The following is a 20,352-nucleotide window of genomic DNA, read 5'->3' on the forward strand; positions in this document are numbered from 1 at the left end:
GGAATCGTAAACTATCCAACCATTTTTAACCATCTTAACCATCTAACCATTCTTAACCATCTAACCTTGAACAGCTTACAGGTTGAAAGATAAGTTTACACCGTAGTTACGCGCCGACGGAATGGCAACCGATTCCGAACCCGGAATGATGGTTCCACCCGATACCGAAGCGGTTTCCGGATCGATGTGCGGCACTTTGGTCCACAGGAACAGGTTGCGACCCACCAGCGAAACCGTCACGTTCCGGAACGGCAGTTTTTTGCCCATGATCGAGTTCGGCAGCGAATACCCCAGTTTCACTTCGCGCAACTTGGTGAACGACGCATCGAAAATCGCGTCTTCCAGCACCCGGCGACCCAGCGTAAAGGCCGAATGCCACTCGCGGGCCGAAATCCGGCGGGCATTGGCGGCAAACTGGCCTTCCCCGGTTTTCACCACGCCCGGCACCACATAATACGTACCAGCCGGTGCATTGGTAAACGTCTTGTCAACCGAGTTGTCGTAATAGCCATTTTCGCGGCCCTGCAGGGTTTCAACCAGTTGACCTGCCTCCCGGCCCACAACGTAGGTGTGCGAATAGACCTCTCCGCCTTTGCGGATGTCGAACAGGAAGCTCAGGTTGAACCCTTTGTATTTGAACGAGTTGTTGATCCCCGCCAGCCAGTCCGGGTTGTAATTCCCAAGTTTTTGCAGGGACGTCGTTGAAATCGGCCGACCGTCGGCGGTGATCACCATCTGGCCCACATTCTGGCCGGTCGGATCGTAATACGGGCTTTTCGGATCGCTGCTGACGCGCTCGTAGGCGTATCCGTACATGTCGCCCATGCGCTCGTTGACGCGGGCCTGCACCGAGAAATACCGGCTGGCCAGTTCATAGGTCGAAACGCCGTTGGCCAGTTCGAGCACTTTGCTGCGGTTGCGCGAGAAATTGACATTCATGTCCCAGCGGAAACCAATGTTGTCCATCCGGATCGGCGTCAGGTTCAGCATCACCTCAATCCCGTTGTTCTGAATCCGGCCCGCATTCTGCACAATCTGGCTGTAGCCCGTCGTACCCGAAAGCGGCAGGAAGATGATCTGGTTTTTACTGATCGTGTTATAGTAGGTGAAGTCCAGGCCCACCCGGTTTTTCAAAAACCGCAGATCAAAACCGTATTCCTGCGAACTGCTGATTTCCGGTTTCAGGCTCAGGTTCGGAATCCGCGTCGATTCGCTGAAGGTTGGCGTCGTACCCCAGGGCGTTCCCGGATTGAAGGGCTGCGAAAACTGGTACGGTTCAGTGTCATTACCAACCTGCGCATAGCCCGCCCGAACTTTGGCGAACGATACCCATTCCGGCAGTTTTACCCAGTCGCTCACCACCGCGCTCAGCGTTCCCGACCAGTAGAAATACGAATTATCAGCCATACCAGCCACACCCTGTGGCAAGGTCAGCGTGCTCGACCAGTCGTTCCGGCCCGTCATTTCCAGCGTTAATTTATCGAGGTACGTCAACTGGGCCGACGCAAACATACTGTTGATCCGGCGATCGGAACGGTTTTGCGAATATTCGAGCGGAACCCGGCTGTTGTTCAGGCTATACACGCCCGGAACCGTCAACTGGGGCGCAAAATTGTCGATGTAATCGTACTTGTTCAGCCGTTGATTACCACCCAATGTGCCGCTGAGTGTAAAGGCATCGTTGAGTCGTTTGTCCACCAGAAACAACAGGTCGGTGTTGCGTTCCATCGTTTTCACCGCTTCGCGCCGGTACGAACCATACGGATACCGCTGCGTGCTGAACGCCCGCTGGCGCACCCGCAGTTCATCCTGGTAATCGACCTGCGTCCGGCCCTGCACCGACAACCAATCCGTCAGTTGATACGACAGCGTGACGTTTCCGATCACACGGTTGATGTCCTGACCGTTGGTGTTTTCGTACATATTAAAATACGGGTTGTCGTGGTAGTTGTAGTTGAAGTTGAACTGCTGGATGCCTTCCAGACCCGGTTGCCAGTAGTTCCGCATCGACGCCATGTCAATGTGGCGGCCCCACCAGCAGTTGAGCAGATACATGATGTTTTCGGTTCCGTAGCTCAGGTTCGGGCGGTTGTCGCTGTGGTTGCGGATGTAACTCACATTCGTCCGCGCCGTGAAGCGGTCGGTGAGTTTGTAACCGGCATTGACGTTGAAGGTGTTCCGCGTCAAATCCGTGTTCGGAACAAAGCCTTTCTGATCCAGGTTGGTAAACGACATCCGGAAATCGCCCTTGTCGTTGCTGCCCGTTACGGCAACGTTATTGGTTACAATGCGACCGGTTTCGAAGAAATCACGGATGCTGTTCGGGTGGGCAATGAATGGCGTAGGTGTTGCCACACCGGGACCACCCGGCACTTTGGTATCACCGGCGCGGTAGCCTTTGTCGGTGGGCGAATCGTGCTGAACGATCAGCCGACCGTCCATTTTAGGCCCCCAGCTTTCGTCGACACCATCGCGCAAACCACCACCGGAACCGTCTTTAAAGGAAAATTCGCCGTTCAACCCCTGACCATAAACATTCTGGTAATCAGGCAGTCTCAGAACGGATTCAAACGTCACGTTGGAGTTGACACTGACGCCGATGCCTTTGGTGCCCTTGCCGGTTTTGGTCGTGATGACCACCACACCGTTGGCCGCCCGCGAACCGTAGAGCGCCGTGGCGCTGGCTCCTTTCAGAACCGTCATCGTTTCAACGTCGTCCGGATTGATAAAACCGGCCCCGTTTCCGTAGTCGGCGTCCTGGTTATTCCGCCCCGATGAACCGACGAAGTTGTTGTTGATCGGCAAGCCGTCGATCACAAACAGCGGCTGGTTGGCGTTGATGTTCAGCGACTTTTCGCCCCGGATCGTGATCCGCGACGAGCCGCCGATCCCGGATGGGCTGTTGACGACGGTCACCCCCGCAATTTTCCCCGCCAACTGGCTGACCAGGTTGGTTTCGCGGGCCTGCGAAAGCGCCGAATTGTCGATTTTCTGGGTCACGTAGCCGAGGTTGCGTTGCTGTTTGGAAATCCCCAACGCCGTCACGACCACTTCGTTCAGGGCTTGTGTGGAAACCGTCAGCGTAACGTTGATCGTCGTTTTGGAACCAACCGGTACTTCCTGCGCTTCAAAACCGATAAAAGAATAAATTAAAATCGACGAAGCGTTCGGAACGCTTAGTGTATACGTCCCATCGGTGCGGGTGGTCGTACCGGACGTGGTGCCTTTCACCAGAATCGAAACGCCCGGTAGCGCCTGCCCGCCTTCCGACGATACAACCTTGCCGGTAATGGTCTGGGCCAGCATTGGCAAGCCCATCAATAAAATAGCCAGAGTCAGGACGGCCCGACGAGAACTGACCCTTCCTGACCGAATCGAAGAAGGTAGCTTTTGTGTCATAGTGTAGTTTGGATGTTCCGGTTTTTCGGAAAGTTGAACGATGGATGAGAAACGATGGACCCTTTTACGAAGCCGCAAAAGTACCCGGCACTTGTGTCGGAATTGTTACCGAATTATGAACTTTATACTACCCAGGGAAAGAATAATACAAAATTTGCTATAACCCCTGATTAGCAGCATAAATAAGGGGTTATGTTTTAAAATTAAAAATAGTATATCGAATTACTAAAAAAAATATTTGAATAATTCGGAAAAGCCTTTGGCGTAAAATGACCGCTTAATTAACGGTTTGCCGTTAAATAAATGCTTCATGGGTTCTGAGCGGCAGGATGAATACCTTTCTGCCCGGTCCTAAACCTCTGTCGTGCGATGGTCTATGAAGCGTTAGAATTGATCCGCTCCGAACTGGAGACGTACGTAAAACCGCTCGCGGATGGCATAACGGTCAATCTGGGCAGCATTGCCGCGGTGGCCGGTACGCAGGCCAACACGATTCTGATCGGTTTGGTCCATCTTGAAGAAGAAGCAACGCTCAAAAATACCAGCCCCTACCAGCGCAACAGCATCACCGGTGGTTTCGACGTTCGGAACCCGCCCGTTTTCCTGAATCTCTATGCGTTGATCAGTGCCAATTATTCGGGAATCAGTGACTATGAAACCGCCCTGAAACTGCTCTCGCGAACGGTTCAGTGTTTTCAGCAAAAAAATCAGTTTACGATTGCCAACACCCTCACGGACAAAATTTTCGACGACCCGCAGGCCCTGATGCTGCGCATGACCGTCGAGTTGTACAGCCTCTCGTTCGAGAAACTGAATCAGCTTTGGGGAACTCTGGGCGGCAAGCAGGTGCCATCGGTCGTGTATAAGATCCGGGTCGTGGAAGAACAGGCCGAAGGGCAACTTGGTGCCGGAACCCAAATTCTGTCGATTGAAGGCATCCGAAAACCGATCCCGATTTCTTCAGAGTGAACGTTCTTCCCCATCCTGACTCCTTTACGTCCTCACCTCTTCACGCTATTTTCCGATGAAACCGCTTCTTCCCGAGTCGTTTGGCATCAGCTACCAGGTTCTGTTCTCCGTCCGGGTGCTGCACCGGTATTTCCTGGATTTTGGCACCACCCCTTTCGATACGAATGCGCCATCGGATGAAGCCCGGAAAAAAATTGAGCTGATTCGGCAGGTGTATGACGTCTCCCAATTTCTGGCTTTTCTGCCCGATGCCCCGACCCAACAACGCCTGAAAAACCAGCGGATGCTCTTCAAGAAACAGGCTGACGGGTTTGTGGTGCTGGCGGCTACCGACAATCCCCGCAGTCAAACGCCTTTTTTGCCCCTTCCCGCGGGCCTCAAGTTCGTTTTTGCCGTCTATCCGACCGATCCGTTTTTCATGCTCTATACGAACCTAACGCCCGAAGTCATGAACGACTTGAAACGACCGACGCGCGGTTTCCGGCTCAAAAACCGCAACGCATCGGCCGATCCGTTGAAAAACCGATTGAATACCGGAGAAACGATCCGGATGGCCGATCTGGAAGACCAGCCTCCGGAACACGCGGTGGCCGGGCGGCTGGACCGACCCCTGGGCTTTATCGAAATCGAGCATGCCCCGGCGAACCGCAGCCTGCTGACGGCGGAGGATGTGCTCCAGCCCACGCTCACCTACACGCTGACGCTGGGAAACCGCACGACCCGCTGGCGATTGAAAACCGATGCGCCCGGTGACTTTGCGGGCGAACACCAACTGGTGAAAAACGGATTGATTCCCGCGGTGAAAGGAACGACCAAACTAGTCAATCCGACACCCGCGACCACCACCTTCGAAAACGACGGACACTTTTATTCCACCATTTACTAAACCCCAGTCAAACCTCTTCTGCTCATGGCAAGTACACTCAATTTAGCGACGCTGAAAACCCCGGGCGTCTACATCGACGAGGTGTCGCTGTTCCCGCCATCCGTGGCCCAGGTCGAAACCGCCATTCCGGCGTTTATCGGCTACACCCGGTTTGCCGAAAAAGATGGCAAAGACATTACCGGGAAAGCACTGAAAATCAAGTCAATGGTCGATTACCGGACGTATTTCGGCGGTGGGCCGGATCGGAAAATCACGGTCAGTCTGGGTCCGGCCAATGCCGTAAAAACGGTCGACATGCAACCGGCCTGGTACCTGCACGACAGCCTGATGCTGTTTTTTGCCAACGGCGGGGAGAAATGTTACATCCTTTCGGTGGGCGGATACGACACCAACCCGGTTTCTCAGACTCACTTTTCGGACGCCATCGACGAACTGAAAAAACACGATGAGCCGACCCTGCTCGTCATGCCCGACCTGATGCTGCTGACCAACCCGGCTCACATTGCCGCGGTTCAACAGGCAGCCATCGACCATTGCAACAAATTGCAGGATCGCTTCGCCATTCTGGATGTCAAGGTAAATGATCTGACCAAAACCGCCGTTGACGATGCCGATATTACGGCCTTCCGGGGCAGCGTTTCCAACTTTCTGAAATACGGAGCGGCCTACTATCCCTGGCTCAAAACCTCCCTGCCGTTTGACATGAGCTTCGCCGGTCTGACGATCACCAAAGGCGGAAATCCAACCACACTGGGTGCGCTCCTGGACCCGGGCGCCCCCAACAATGCCCTGCTGACCGAAGCAAACACCCTGGCGACCGATGGATTTGCCGACGCAAAAGCCATTCAGAATGTGGCCGTTCCGGCAATCGTGGACTACCAGGCTTCGACGGACAAGGAAGCAAAAAAGACGTTCATCTCGACCGCCATCACCGCTTTCGATGGCATTGATGCCGACACGGTTTTTAAAAACAAACCCGTTCAGGATGTGTTGAAAGCCTTTACCGATGCGGGCAATGCCGAATGGCTGGCGATCCAGAACGATACCACGGCACTGGTGGTTACGGGCGATCCGGGTACCCATTCCACGGATGCCGCCATCGACGCGGTTTTTAACCGACTGGTTGCCTACATCACGCGATTCAAAACCGAAGCCAAAACCGCCCTCCCGGCTTTGCTGACGGCCAAGCAGCTCGAAATCCAGCAAAAAATCCCATTGTTTGCACTGGCCCGCAAAGCCGAGACCCTCGTCGCCGATCAAACGATTGTCAATGATTTGGTGGAAAGCAGCACGACGGCGTATGAAGCGGCCGGCACAACGGCCACCAAAAAAACGGAACTGCTGAAGGCACTTAACGCCTTTATCGGCTCCCCTAATGCGCTGGCCTTTACGAATACTGACGTTCGGATGAGCTATCAGGACTACACGGATCAGGCAACGCCTTCGGCCGCCGGAAAAAAACTGACCGATCTGCTGGCCAGTGCAACGGCTCTGGCGGGTTCCAATGCGTCGGCCTACGACGACAAATTTGCGGAAGTGATGGTTTACATCGCTGAATTTCAGTCACTCCTGACCGCGCGACTGAAATCGCTGGAACTGGAAATGAAGTCGAAAATTCCGGTGTATGCCGCTATCGTTGCCGCCACCGAAGCGCAGGGCATCATCCTGCCGCCCAGTGGTGCCGTGGCCGGGGTATACGCCAGCGTCGACGAAAACCGGGGCGTTTGGAAAGCCCCGGCCAATGTGGGCATCTCCAGCGTCGTCGGGCCAACGGTTTTGATCACCGATTCCGACCAGGAAAGCCTGAACGTCGATGTCGATGCCGGTAAATCCATCAACGCCATCCGGTATTTTACGGGCAAAGGAACGCTGGTCTGGGGCGCGCGAACGCTGGCGGGCAACGACAATGAATGGCGCTACGTCTCGGTTCGGCGGTTTTTCATCATGGTGGAAGAGTCGGTCAAGAAAGCGTCCGGCCAGTTTGTTTTTGAACCCAACGACGCCAATACGTGGGTGAAAATCCGGGCCATGATCGAGAATTTCCTGACGCTGCAATGGCGGGCCGGGGCATTAGCGGGGGTCAAACCAGAGCACGCGTTCTACGTCCGCGTTGGCCTGGGTCAAACCATGACCGCCCAGGACATCCTGAACGTTTTCTGATTGTCGAAATCGGCATGGCGGTGGTTCGTCCGGCCGAATTCATTGTCTTACGCTTCTCCCACAAAATGCAGGAATCTTAACGCATAACCGATCATGGCAGCAGTCTATCCATTACCCAAATTTCATTTCCAGGTTGAGTGGGGCGGAGTCCGCCTGGGATTCTCGGAAGTAACCGGTCTGAACGTCGAAACCGACGTGATCGAATACCGTGAAGGCGCATCGCCCGAGTATCACAAAATCAAAATGCCCGGTTTGCAGAAGTTCCCCAACATCACCCTGAAACGCGGGACGTTCAAAGCCGACAACGAATTTTTCACCTGGTGGAATACCGTGGCCCTCAACACCATCGAACGGCGCAACCTGATTATCAGCCTGCTCAACGAAAATCACGAGCCGGTGGTGGTCTGGAAAGTCAAACAGGCCTGGCCGTCGAAAGTGATGTCGGGCGATTTGAAAGCCGACGCCAACGAGGTGTTGATCGAGAGCATCGAGCTGGTGCACGAAGGGTTGACCATCCAGAACGAATAAGGTATGGCGGGTCAAGTCTATCCACCGGTCGGCTTTCATTTTGTGGTGGAATTCGAACTATTCCCGAAGACGGATCAGGACACCCGGTTTCAGGAAGTTACGGGGCTGAACGTCGAAATGCAGATGGAAAGCATTCGGGAAGGGGGCGAAAACCGCTTTGAACACCAGTTGCCGGTGCGCACCAAATACAGCGACCTGGTGCTGAAACGGGGTCTTTTCGTGGGATCAGACGTGTACCGATGGGCGAAAGACGCGTTCGAAAACTTTCAGTTTCAACCCGTTAACCTGTTGGTAACGCTGCTCAACGAGCAACACGCTCCGCTGGTTTCGTGGCATGTGGTGCATGCGTTGCCGAAAAAGTGGGACATCTCGGCTTTTAATGCCGAACAGAACACCATTGCCATCGAAACGCTGACGCTCACCTACCGCTATTACACCACCATCCCGAACTGAACCATGCCCATCATTATTCGTGAACTGGTCATCACGGCCACCGTCGACGGCAATGCCACCCGACAAGTCACCTCAGCCGCCACCCCACCCGCCGACGCGCAGCAGCAACTCGTCCGCCAGTGTGTCGAGCAGGTGCTGGCTATTTTAAAGGAGAAAACCGAACGATAAGACGGTTTACGGTTTTCAGTTTACGGTGGCTGACGCATTAAATGGCATAAGCGTGCGTCAGCCACCGTAAACTGAAAACTGAAAACCGTAAACTGAAAACCATAAATAGCTTAACTATGCTGGGGGAACTGGTTAAAATGAAGCTGACGGGTTATCACGATGTCGGTTTTAAAGAACGAACGGGTGAGGAATACACGGCGGTGGTTAACCCCGAAACCTACACGCTGAACTACGAAATTCAGGCGAATCAGGAAAGTGCGGGCGGCACGAGCGCGAACCAATCAACGTTCAACAAAATCGCCCCCCGCAAACTGGAGTTTGAATTTCTGTTCGATTCCACGGGTGCCCTGACGCCGACGGGAGCCGCCCCGCCCCGGTCGGTCGGCACCAGTCAGGGCGTTTGGGAGCAGGTGGAGCAGTTGAAAAAAACGTCGTTCGATTTTATCGGTGAAACCCACCAGCCGCCGTACGTCGAACTGGCGTGGGGCAAGCTGATTTTCAAGTGCAAAACCGAAAAAATCAACATTACCTACAAACTGTTCAAGCCCGATGGAACGCCCGTCCGCGCCATCGCCAAGGTCAGTTTTGTGGAGGTGATCAACGACGAGCTTCGCACCAAAAAAGAAAAAACCGCATCGCCGGACCTAACCCACCTTCGTACCGTTCAGGAAGGCGATACGCTGCCGCTGATGTGTCACCGGATCTACGGCGATTCGACGCTTTACCGGGAAGTCGCCCGCGTGAATAAACTGCTGAATTTCAGAAAGCTACCGACGGGGATGCGGCTCTTTTTTCCGCCCATCGACAAACAGCAAAAGCCAAAAACCGTAAACCAAAAACCGTAAACTGTAAACGATACACCGTCCCCATGCCTGAGAATCCGCGCATACTCGAAACCCCCGCTCCCCGCGACCTGCCCACCTACACCCTCTTCCTGGAAGAGCAGGCGCTGGAAACGTCGTTTCAGGTGTTGTCGATCCGGGTTCAGAAGGAAGCCAACCGGATTCCGACCGCCTACCTCACATTGAAAGACGGCGATCCGGCGTCCGGGAATTTTCCGGCCAGCAACGACAACCGGTTTGTTCCCGGAAAAAAGCTGGAGATCAGGGCGGGGTATCACAAAACGGAGAAAACGATTTTCAAAGGCATCCTGGTTAGGCAGGGAATCGAAGCGCAGTCGACCGGAACCACCCGGCTGAACCTGCTCGCCAAAGACGTCTGGGTTAAAACGACGCTCGTACCGAAACGCCGGTATTTTACCGAAAAGAAAGATTCGGAAGCCGCCGAAGAAATCGCGCAGACCTATCGCGGGCTGGAAATCGACGCCGAAGACACCGGCTTTCAGCACGAAGAACTGATTCAGTATGACGCCACGGACTGGGATTACCTCGTGATGCGGGCCGAAATCAACGGCAAATTGTGCCTGACCGACGACGGAAAACTGACCATTCAAAAACCGGATCTTGACCAGGAACCGGTAGTCGAATTGCAATTCGGGGCCACCATGCTGAACTTCGACGCCGAAATGGACGCCCGCGACCAGGTCACGACCCTGAAAACCACCACCTGGAATTACGCCGACCAGGAACTGGCCGAAGCCGAAGCCGCCGAACCGGCCGGGACGGAATCGGGAAACCTGTCGGCGCAGGATCTGGCCGAAGCTTTGACCGCCGAAGCGGTTTTTCAGCACGGCGGAAAACTCGATGCAGAGGAGTTGCAAACCTGGGCCGATGCCGCACTGCTCAAACGCCGGATGGCCAAAATCCGGGGTCGGGTGCGGTTTTACGGCAATGCCGACGTCAAGCCGGGCCTGATGATCAGCCTCGGCGGGCTGGGCGACCGCTACAACGGCAAGGTGTTCGTAACGGGCGTCAGTCACCAGTTGGCGGAAGGCAGTTGGGAAACGAACGTTCAGTTTGGGCTGAGTCCGCAGTGGTTTGTGTCGGAAATGAACGTCGGCCAGCCGCCAGCCGCCGGGTTGCTGCCCGCCGTGGGCGGTCTACAAATTGGCGTGGTGGCCGGTCTGGAAGGCGATGCAACGGGCGAGGAGCGGATTCTGGTGCGCCTGCCGGTAATCGATCCGGCAGCCGAAGGCACCCGCGCCCGCGTTGCCAGCCTGGATGCGGGCCAGGAACGGGGCTTCTTTTTCCGGCCCGAAATCGGCGATGAGGTGGTGGTGGGTTTTCTGAACAACGACCCACGCGAAGCCGTGGTGCTGGGCGGTTTGCACAGCAGCCAGAAGGCTTTGCCGGCCCCCTTCACCACTACTGACGATAACCACCGGAAGGGCTACGTTTCGCGCAGCAAACTGAAACTAATTTTTGATGACGAGAAGAAAATTCTGACCATCGAAACCCCCGCCGGAAATCAGTTCAAACTGGACGAGGATGCCAAAAGCATTACGCTGCAGGACCAGAATGGCAACAAAGTGGTGATGAACGACCAGGGAATTCAACTGGAAAGCAGCAAAGACCTGACGCTGAAAGCCGCCGGTAACGTCAAAATCGAAGGCGTTGGCGTGGAAGCGAAGGCATCCGCCCAGTTTAAAGCAACCGGTTCGGCGGGTGTGGAAATGAGCAGTTCCGCAACGGCGGTTTTGAAAGGGTCAATCGTACAGATCAATTAACGAAACGATGGTATCGGAAAACGATTTTTTAGGCCGGGGCTGGAGCTTCCCACCGGCATTCAACCCGCAATCGTCGCCCAAAAGCGTGGCGATGACGGCGGGGCTGGCCGACATCGAGTGCAGTCTGCACATCCTGCTGACCACCCGGCCCGGCGAACGGCTGATGGTGCCCGATTTCGGTTGCGACCTGCAGGATATGCTCTTCGAACCGATCAGTACGGCTTTGCAGGCGCGGGTGAAAGACCGCGTCGAAACGGCCATTCTGTATTTCGAACCCCGCATTGATCCGCTTGATGTCACGATCGAAGAACCGCCCGAACAGCCTGGCTTGCTGCTGATTACGGTCAACTACCGCGTTCGCAGCACCAATACCCGGTACAACTTTGTGTATCCGTTTTACAAAAACGAAGGAACCGAACTTTCGAATTCAGCCGACGCTTCCAGTCTGCCATCCTTTAGCCGTTAACGAACCGCCCCCATGCCGCAGCCGTGTCCCGACAAAAATCCGCTCCAACGCAGTGGAATCAGTCAGCCCCAGCGCCGACTCCCCGCGTTGCAACCGGAAAATACGCTCCTCGATGAGCGCAAGCCGGAAGACTTGCTGCGGTTTCTGGCTTTGTATGCCCAGGAAGCCCGAATCCGGTTTTTCGACGCCACCAACACGCCCGACAATGGTGCCGTCTGGGCCGACCTGATGAATTTTGAGCGATATTTTACACTGGATGAACTGGAGACCCGCCACGACATCGAGCCGCATTTTGCGCTGGTTCTCGCTTTTCTACACCTGTTTGAAAAACTCCAGGCCCACCAGAATACCTTAACCAAACGACACCTCGACTTTTATTACCGGGAGGTATTGCAACTGAGTCCGCTGGCTCCGGTTCCCGACCGCGTTCACGTTCTGTTCGAGCTGGCGAAAAACGCTGCGGAGCAGATTGTTCCGGCAAAAACCGAACTGGATGCCGGAAAAGACAAAGAACCACCGAAACAGCCGCTGATCTACCAAACTGCCCGCAACCTGACCGTAAACCGGGCCAGAATCAGCCATTTGCGGACGGTTTTTCGGTCGGGTTCGAAAGTCTATTACGCGCCGGTTGCCAATACCGCCGACGGCGTCGCCGAAGCCCTCTCCCCCGAGAATCCGGGCTGGAACGGATTTGGTCCCAGGGGCGGTGCCAGCAAAAACCGGTTTCCCGAGGCCCGGCTGGGGTTCGCGCTGGCGTCGCCCGCTCTGCGGCTGGCGGAAGGTTTCCGTGAAATTACGGTGCAGATTTTTCCACTGACGGACTTCATTTTCAAGAAAAAGACGTTGAACCTCCGCGTTCAACTCAGCGGCACCCAGGCGTGGCTCGACGCCAGTGCGGTAACCACGGAGGTAAGTGAAAAAGTCATCACGCTGGTGGTGACGGTATCGGCCACCGTAAAAGAGGCCGTTGTGGCTTTCGACCCGGCGAAACTCGACGGCGGTTATGCCACCGATGCGCCGGTTATGCGCTGCTGGCTGGCAGACGATGAAGCATATGGCGACTGGAAACACCTGAGAATCCGTTCCGTACAAATCGATGTCAAAGTCGATGGCTTGAAAAAGACGCTGGCGTTGGAAAATGACCTCGGTCCGGTCAGTGCCGAAAAACCTTTCATGCCCTTTGGCCCCACACCCGCTGTTGGCTCAACCCTCTCGGTGCGCAGCGACGAAATCCTGGCCAAAACGCCGGAAACCGTTACCGTTCATCTGACGGAATGGGTTGGGTTGCCCGCGAATTTGGGCAGCTATTATGAAGCCTACGGAACGCCGTATACGACACCAACCGCCTTCACGGTAACCGGAGATATTCTGGCCGTTCCGAAAAAAGGACGGGTTTTGTTCCCGGCAGGAAACGCAGAATTCAAACTAACCACCTCTCTAACGGGCACTTCAATAACTGAAAACAATCCCGACAACCTCCTGAAAATCAGCTTGGAATCCGATTTTGGCCATACTGTTTATCCGCAGAAACTGACCCAGGGGGTGATCGACCAGGCCAAACCGGCACCCGGTCCGCAGAAAATTCCGAATCCGCCGTATACGCCGGTTCTGAAAAGCCTGACGGTCGATTATACCGCGACGACGGGGCGGGTTTCGCTTCTGGAGTCTGAATCCGGCAATGCCAAAGCGTCGTTTGCCACTCGCGCCCTGCAATGGTTTCATCTGGCGGCATTCGGGCAGGCCGAAGAACACGGTTTTTTAAAGCAGTCGCAAGCCGTTTATTTGCTGCCGCAATATGACCGCCACGGTGCGTTTTTCCTGGGCTTACAGGATGTCGGTCCACAGGAAGCCGTCGCTATTCTGTTTCAGGTGGAGGAAGGAAGCGCCAATCCGGAAAACCAGGTCCCAACGGTGGAATGGAGCGTACTGACCAAAAATCAATGGCGTTTGCTGACGAGGGACGAAATTCTTTCCGACACCACCAACCACCTGCTGACGTCCGGCATTATTCAATTTCTCCTTCCGAAAGAAACAACAACCGACAACACGCTGTTGGAAACCGGTTTTGTCTGGCTGCGTGCCGAACTGAAAACCAGTTCGGGAGCCGCGCCGATCGACAGCGTGTGTAATTTCGTGGGCCTGCACCCCCAGGCCGTTCTCGCCAATTTCACCGACCAGAACAACGATCCGGCGCACTACGATTTGCCACTGGCGGCCGAAACCATCCAGAAGTTGCGCCGGAGCCTGGCCGCCGTGAAAACCATCAAACAACCGTATGCATCGTTTGGCGGTCAACCGCAGGAATCGGACGCAGCGTATTATACCCGCGTCAGTGAACGGTTGCGACACAAACAACGGGCTGTCAGCATTTGGGATTACGAACACCTGGTTTTGCAGACATTCCCCAACGTGTATAAAGTCAAATGCCTGAACCACACCAAAGTGAATGCCGATGGTCAGACCTTGACGGAACTGGCCCCCGGTCATGTCACCCTCGTGGTCGTGCCGGACCTGCGGAATTTGAAAGACGTAAACCGGTTTGAACCCCGGGTTGACCTGAATACACTGAGTGCGATTGCCCGATTCCTGCAACACCGGGCGGGTAAACCGGTAACGATTCAGGTCACCAACCCCCGCTACGAACGGGTGAAGCTCCGATTTCAGGTGGCCTTCCGACCCGGTTTTGAGCCTGCGGTTTACAAGAAAATACTCCAGCAGGATCTGATTGCCTACCTGACGCCCTGGGCGTTCGATACGCAGGCGGAAATCGCTTTTGGCGGAACGATTTACAAAAGCACCCTTCTCTATTTCATGGAACGAAGAGATTACGTGGACTTTGTCACGGAACTGAAAATGCAGCATTTCGTGGGCGACACCAGCAGCGGGGAAGATCAGGACGTCATTTCGGCATCGGATGCCCGGGCGGTTTTGACCTCATTCAGCGAACATGACATAACCGACTTTACGGGCTGTTAAGACCCACCAACGACCGATGACCACCGCTTCCATCACGATATCGCCCGCTCCTCCCCTGCAACCGGCCTCCGATTATGCGGCCCTGCGCGAAGCCGGATTGGCCTACATCGAACGCTATGCGAACGCGAACTGGACGGACTACAACACCCACGATCCGGGCATTACGCTACTGGAACTGCTTTGCTACGCGATTACCGATCTGAGCCTCAGGACTTCGCTGGACATGAAAGACCTCCTGGCGTCGTCGTTTGGCAGCGGGGACGCGATGCAGGCGAGTTTTGTGACAGCCGGAAAAGCCCTGCCGACCAGCCCGGTTTCGGACCTGGATTACCGCAAACTTTTCATCGACATCGACGGCGTCCGAAATGCCTGGATCGAATCGGCTTCGCCAACCGTTTTTGTGAATTGTCAGGCAAAAAATGGGGAAGTCCAGCTAAGTTACCACCCCTTCCCGGCGGTTTTGCCCAATCACCAGACTTCGTTTGCGCTGAAAGGACTCTACGACATTCAGGTGGATTTCGATGCTTTTTTCATTCAGCAGCAGGTGCGCACCGGGGCGTTTGCTGATGAAGACACTGGCCGTCAGGCGGTTTTAAAGCAGGTGCGGGAAACTTACCTCGCCAACCGAAATCTGTGTGAAGACGTGATGACGATCGGCGCGGTGCCTGTTCAGTACGTCATGTTTTGCGCCGACATCGGCTTGGACAATGAAGCCAACGTCAGCGAAGTCTACGCCGAAATTCTGTTCCAGGTTCAAAACTACCTGGCTCCGCCGGTCCGGCGGTATTCGCTGGCAGAACGGCAAAACCATATTGACGCGGCCGGAAACCGCCTGACCACCGACCAGATTTTTGACGGTCCCCGGCTGGTAAACGGATTCATCGACGACGACGAACTGGCGCAATCGGAACGGCGCAGCCGGGTGTATGCCTCCGACCTGATCAACCTCATGATGCGTGTAAAGGGTGTGAAAGACGTCAGGAAAGTGCTGATGAACAAGTGGAAAGCGGGCGATGCCTGTCTGAATGGCCCTCCCCTTGCCAACGGCGAACAACGCTGGTGTTTGCACATCGATCCGCTCCATCAGCCGCAACTCTGTGCCGAAAACGTCGCCCTGTCGTTTTTTAAAGACATCATTCCGGTTGGCAGCCTGCGGGATAAAACGGCGGCATTGAGTCGGTTTCAGGAATTGCAGGAAAAAGCGTACCGGGAAAACCGCAAAACCGTGGACGATCTGCCGGTGCCAACGGGTGAACTGTACGACCTGAAAGCCTACTCGTCCATCGCCAACGACCTCCCGCAAAACTACGGCGTCGGGCGGTTTGGGCTACCGGCCTCCGCTTCGGCCGAACGCCGGGCGCAGGCCCGTCAACTGAAGGGCTATCTGCTTTTTTTCGATCAGATGCTGGCCAATTATCAGGCGCAGCTCGCCAATCTGAAATCGTTTTTCAGTGCCGATCAGGACGTCCGGACCTATTTCGGACAAGCGGTTACGGACCTGGCCGGGATTGACGAACTGTATGTCGACCCGGCCGGATTACCCGATACCATCGATACCGTGCTGGCAAAACTGGAAAATTTTGAGGACAATCCCGTTCGGAAAAACCGCTTTCTGGATCACCTGCTGGCCCGGTTTGCCGAAAATTTCAACGATTATGCGCTCCTGATGCATTCCCTGTTTGGGGAGCGGGGAAGCGAAGAAATTCTGGAAGACAAAGTACATTTTATCCGGGAATACGGCGAAGTCTTCCGCTCGAAAGCCTATACGTATTGCAAACCGGCCTGGGAAACCGAGAATGTCGCGGGCATCACCCGCCGACTCGCCCGGCTGACCGGTATTCGCGGCAACAATTACCAGACATACGCAGCCTCTTCGGTGACCGTAATGACCGCTTTGCCTTCAGTCGATAACCCCGCGTTGTTCCGATTTCAACTGGAGTCCCCGGAAAACGACACCCAATACCTCATCTCGACGAACGAATTTGACAACCTGGCACTTGCCGAAAAGGCAATGAAAACCGCCTTTCAGAAAGTGCCTGCCAAAGGCCGTTTCAGGATGGAAACCGTCGATAACCGCTTCACCTATGCCTTGCTCGATGCGGTGAACCAGCCGATTGCGCGTTGTCCGCGAACGTTTCCGACCCGAAAAGGGGCCGACCAGGATCTCGAAACCGCCCTGGAGACGCTGATTTACAGCGGAGAAGCCCTGTTTCTGGTTGAACACGGCCTGCTCCGCCCGGCCACAGACCCGTCGGATGCCTGGATGGCGGTTTGCGTGGAACCCGGTTGTGACCACTGCGAACCGCTCGATCCGTATAGTTACCGGGTAAGTATCGTTTTGCCCGGTTACACCATGCGATTCCGCAACATCGACTACCGCCGGTATATTGAAAACCTGATTCGCTCGGAACTCCCCGCCCACGTGCTGGCCCGCATCTGCTGGGTGAGCCGCGAGCAGTTGCACCATTTCGAGGCCGTCTATCAACCGTGGCTTGATGCCCAAATGGCCACCTGCGCAGACCCAACCCTGACCAACGACAAAACAAAAGCGTTGATCGAACGACTGGAACACCCTGACTTTCACACCATTTATGAAACGGGTGTGCTACACGATTGCGACAACGAAGACGAAGAAACCCCAATCATTCTGAACCGTACGGCTCTGGGTACGCTACCCCTGTCCAAACCGGAAGACCCTCCAACCCCCGACTCCTAACACCATGGCGAATCCTTATTTTGACGAGGTATATCCGGCAACGGGCACCCAACACTTCGATCTCAGCCAGTACGGACTGACCATTTTTCGGCCGGATTCCATTCTGACCGCCGAGCAATTAAACCTGTTGTTTGGCTTTTTGCTCAATCAGGAACAACTGACCCGAACCCGGCTGCTGGGCGTTGGTGTGGTGTGCGGCCTGAAACCCAACCTGAATCCGGACAACACCATCACGGTTTCGGCGGGCTATGGTGTCACCACCGACGGCGATTTGCTGAGTCTGGAAACGACGGTTTACACGAAGGCGGTCGATTACGTCCTGACCGACCATCCGGACTACAAGCCCTTTGACGACATTCCGGATTTGAATCTCTGGGAAATTTTTCCGGCGGACTACACGAACAGCACGCAAACGATCCGGCCCCTGACGGACCTTGATTTGTCGGATAAAGTAGTCGTTTTGTACCTGGAAAGCGAAGCGAAAGTTGACGACAAATGCACCGGTGTAGCCTGCGATGCAAAGGGGAAAGTGTTTCAGAACCAGCTTCGGGTGATGCTCGTTCGAAAGTCCGACGCTAACGCGTTGATTTCGAGCAGTCTCCGTCAGGCAGCCGCTGCCTGCACCCGACTGCCGGTTTTGACCATGACGCGCGTGCGGCTCGACGACCGGCCCTATACGCCGTCGCTGCAACGGTTTCAGGTGTTTCTTCGCAGAACCGCCGTTCGACTCGCAGACGGTTTGCGCGACGCGTATGAACTGATCCGGGCGGTTGATCCGATCAACCTCACGTCCATGACTGCTCCAGCCAACTCTTTGCTGACGTTGACGCGCAAGGTCAGTGCCAATTACAACAGCCAGTATGTCTACGACTGGCTGAAGGATCTGCACGAAGCCTACATGGAGTTTCGTGAAGCGACCTGTCACTGGCTGGTGGCCTGTATGCCCCTGAACGACTCGTTTCCGAAACATTTGCTGGTCGGCGAACTGGTCACCGAACCGGGCCTTGGCCAACCGCAATTCCGGCACGAATGGATCCGGTCGCAGGCCATTGCTCCCGCGGCCGATTCGCGCCGGAAAGCCTTCTGGCTGTATCAGCGAATTCTTAAAATGATCGAGCGGTTCGATGTTCCTGAGACCCGCTTCGACCGGTTTTCCATCAAAGGCCGTGGCACCGTCACCTCGCTTATCTCTCTGAAAATCACACCCGATCCCTACCGAAAATCGCCGATCGACCGGCGGGCCATGCCATTTTATTACCAACCGGCCATGCGGGAATTCTGGAGTTATGAGCAACACAAACACGGCCGGACCGGGTTCATCCACTCCTATCACCGCCCCCAGCCGGCACTGCCCGAAATCCAGAATCCGTTTGCTTACGCCCTCGAAACCTATTCGTTTTACCGCATCGAAGGATTTGTTGGCGCCGGAGTTTTGACCACGCTGAACGAGATTTTATCCCAGCGACGCACCCATAACCTGGCGTTCGATGTGCTGGCGCTGCGGCTGGATGCGGAACAAATGCTCGTGACACAAAACGAGCCTTTCACTTTTAACGACTTAAGCATTGATTTTGAGGACATTCTGAGTCAAATTCATTGCCATGAAGAAGAAGCGGACGGAAGACCGGTTTCGCTGGAGATTGCCCTCAAGATGACGCCGTCGGAATTTACCAAACGACTGAAAAGCTATGAACTACACATCAGGCGTTTGCAAGGCCAGCGACCGATCAAGTGCATTCTGACCAAGCTGCCTTTGTTGCTAAATTTGAAAGAGACCTACGAAAAACGCAAAGCCGCTTTTGAGGCTAACCTGACGTTTGGGCCGTTTTTACTCCAAAATCCGGGTCTGGAACACGGTGCGGGCGTTCCGCCCGGCGGCACGTTTGTGCTGGTCTATAAAGATCCGGTGATCGTCAGAAAAGACCTTCGGCTGCGCAAAGGTGGTGAATCCATCGTGGTGGCCGATTTTTACCTGCCCTACCGCTGCTGCAGCTCCGGCAACGGCGTGCAGTTCATCCTGCCCGAACCGCCCCCCACCGTCGAAATGCGGGACTCGTTCTGTTTGAATTCGCCCAAAGAGAAAATTGACGTCTCGCCCGACACCGGCTCGTTCGACAGCCCGCTGGTCACGAAAGAAGACGGGACATTCTTCTTCAATCCGACGACGGTTGGTACGCACAAGCTGACTTACACGGTGCCAAACCGGATTCCGGTTTTTGTTGAGGTGCGGGTGCTGGCGCTTCCTACCGTCAGTTTCAATTCGGACAGACTAGCTAACAATGAGGTTGTATTCGTCTACCAATACACCGATGCCAACGTGCTGACCTTCGACTTTGGCGACGGTTTGGAACCGGAAAAAATAGCGGTAAACGGCAGCGGTGAAGGCCGGATCAATCACAAATTTGTACTGAGAGAAGACGGTTCCGGGGAGTTTATCGTCACGCTGAAGGCGACCAACGGACGCTGCGAAACCACCGAGCCAGTCACGAACCGCGTCATTTTTGAACCGGCTCCGCCAGAACCGATTGAACTCAAAGCCGAGGAGTTTGTCTGTTTTAGTAAAGAAGTTAAACTGAAAGTTACGGGGAAACCGGCAGGGGGAAAATTTACTTCTGACAGCCTGGAAATCAGCGCCCGAACGGGTTCGTTTGTCCCCAATGTCGAAGGGCCACACACCGTTCAGTACACGCTGGGGAATCAGACCGAAGGGGTCAAATTTTTCATTTTACCGGAAACGTTTGCCATTGAAAACATCAGCAGACCGGTCGTGAATGTGTCCGTCACCTTCGATGTCGTCGTTCTCAGTCCACCAGCGGGCGTCACCTACCAATGGAAACTGGATGAACGGCCAATCGAACCCAGTGAAAAATCGCCCGATCGCACCAACATGACCCGCTTCAAATTTGGCCGGGCCGGGCGGGGTGGCCGTCAGATGACCTTACAGATTCTGGTCAATCAAAATCCGGTCTGTGACCTGAAAACCGTGTTGTTAAATGGATAAATAA

The 20,352-nt window shown here is 55.0% G+C and carries 13 protein-coding genes; 12 read left to right on the forward strand and 1 reads right to left on the reverse strand.

Features of this window, described 5'->3' with window-relative positions; all coding sequences use genetic code 11:
• Positions 1-75: 75 nt before the first annotated feature.
• Complete coding sequence (locus tag ACO064_RS02535; protein WP_421825841.1) at positions 76-3,399, reverse strand: SusC/RagA family TonB-linked outer membrane protein; 3,324 nt, start codon at positions 3,397-3,399, stop codon at positions 76-78.
• Positions 3,400-3,768: 369 nt separating this feature from the next.
• On the opposite strand from ACO064_RS02535, the gene ACO064_RS02540 reads away from it, so the two are divergent.
• From ACO064_RS02540 to ACO064_RS02595, 12 genes are all read left to right on the forward strand, one after another.
• A complete protein-coding gene (locus tag ACO064_RS02540; protein WP_421825842.1) occupies positions 3,769-4,368 on the forward strand; it encodes a DUF4255 domain-containing protein in 600 nt (199 codons plus the stop codon).
• 55 nt (positions 4,369-4,423) lie between these two features.
• Positions 4,424-5,254 (forward strand): hypothetical protein, encoded by an 831-nt coding sequence (locus ACO064_RS02545; RefSeq protein WP_421825843.1) that lies wholly within the window; start codon positions 4,424-4,426, stop codon positions 5,252-5,254.
• A 24-nt stretch (positions 5,255-5,278) separates the two neighbouring features.
• Positions 5,279-7,414: a phage tail sheath C-terminal domain-containing protein gene (locus ACO064_RS02550; RefSeq protein ID WP_421825844.1), complete on the forward strand. Its 2,136-nt coding sequence runs from the start codon at positions 5,279-5,281 to the stop codon at positions 7,412-7,414.
• 93 nt (positions 7,415-7,507) lie between these two features.
• The gene (locus ACO064_RS02555; protein WP_421825845.1) at positions 7,508-7,942 is read left to right on the forward strand and encodes a phage tail protein; all 435 of its coding nucleotides are present in this window, start codon (positions 7,508-7,510) and stop codon (positions 7,940-7,942) included.
• Positions 7,943-7,945: 3 nt separating this feature from the next.
• Positions 7,946-8,395: a phage tail protein gene (locus ACO064_RS02560; protein ID WP_421825846.1), complete on the forward strand. Its 450-nt coding sequence runs from the start codon at positions 7,946-7,948 to the stop codon at positions 8,393-8,395.
• 3 nt (positions 8,396-8,398) lie between these two features.
• On the forward strand, positions 8,399-8,563 hold the full coding sequence (locus tag ACO064_RS02565) for a DUF5908 family protein (RefSeq protein ID WP_421825847.1): 165 nt from the start codon (positions 8,399-8,401) through the stop codon (positions 8,561-8,563).
• A 116-nt stretch (positions 8,564-8,679) separates the two neighbouring features.
• Positions 8,680-9,408, forward strand: coding sequence for a CIS tube protein (locus ACO064_RS02570; RefSeq protein WP_421825848.1), 729 nt, complete (start codon positions 8,680-8,682; stop codon positions 9,406-9,408).
• 23 nt (positions 9,409-9,431) lie between these two features.
• On the forward strand, positions 9,432-11,189 hold the full coding sequence (gene vgrG, locus ACO064_RS02575) for a type VI secretion system tip protein VgrG (protein ID WP_421825849.1): 1,758 nt from the start codon (positions 9,432-9,434) through the stop codon (positions 11,187-11,189).
• Positions 11,190-11,196: 7 nt separating this feature from the next.
• Positions 11,197-11,655: a GPW/gp25 family protein gene (locus ACO064_RS02580; RefSeq protein ID WP_421825850.1), complete on the forward strand. Its 459-nt coding sequence runs from the start codon at positions 11,197-11,199 to the stop codon at positions 11,653-11,655.
• Between the two features lie 12 nt (positions 11,656-11,667).
• On the forward strand, positions 11,668-14,631 hold the full coding sequence (locus ACO064_RS02585) for a baseplate J/gp47 family protein (RefSeq protein WP_421825851.1): 2,964 nt from the start codon (positions 11,668-11,670) through the stop codon (positions 14,629-14,631).
• Between the two features lie 16 nt (positions 14,632-14,647).
• The gene (locus ACO064_RS02590; RefSeq protein ID WP_421825852.1) at positions 14,648-17,347 is read left to right on the forward strand and encodes a hypothetical protein; all 2,700 of its coding nucleotides are present in this window, start codon (positions 14,648-14,650) and stop codon (positions 17,345-17,347) included.
• A gap of 4 nt (positions 17,348-17,351) precedes the next feature.
• Positions 17,352-20,348 (forward strand): hypothetical protein, encoded by a 2,997-nt coding sequence (locus ACO064_RS02595; protein ID WP_421825853.1) that lies wholly within the window; start codon positions 17,352-17,354, stop codon positions 20,346-20,348.
• Positions 20,349-20,352 lie beyond the last annotated feature (4 nt).

Origin of the sequence: Larkinella sp. (assembly GCF_965227735.1) — a bacterium.
Lineage (GTDB): Bacteria > Bacteroidota > Bacteroidia > Cytophagales > Spirosomataceae > Larkinella.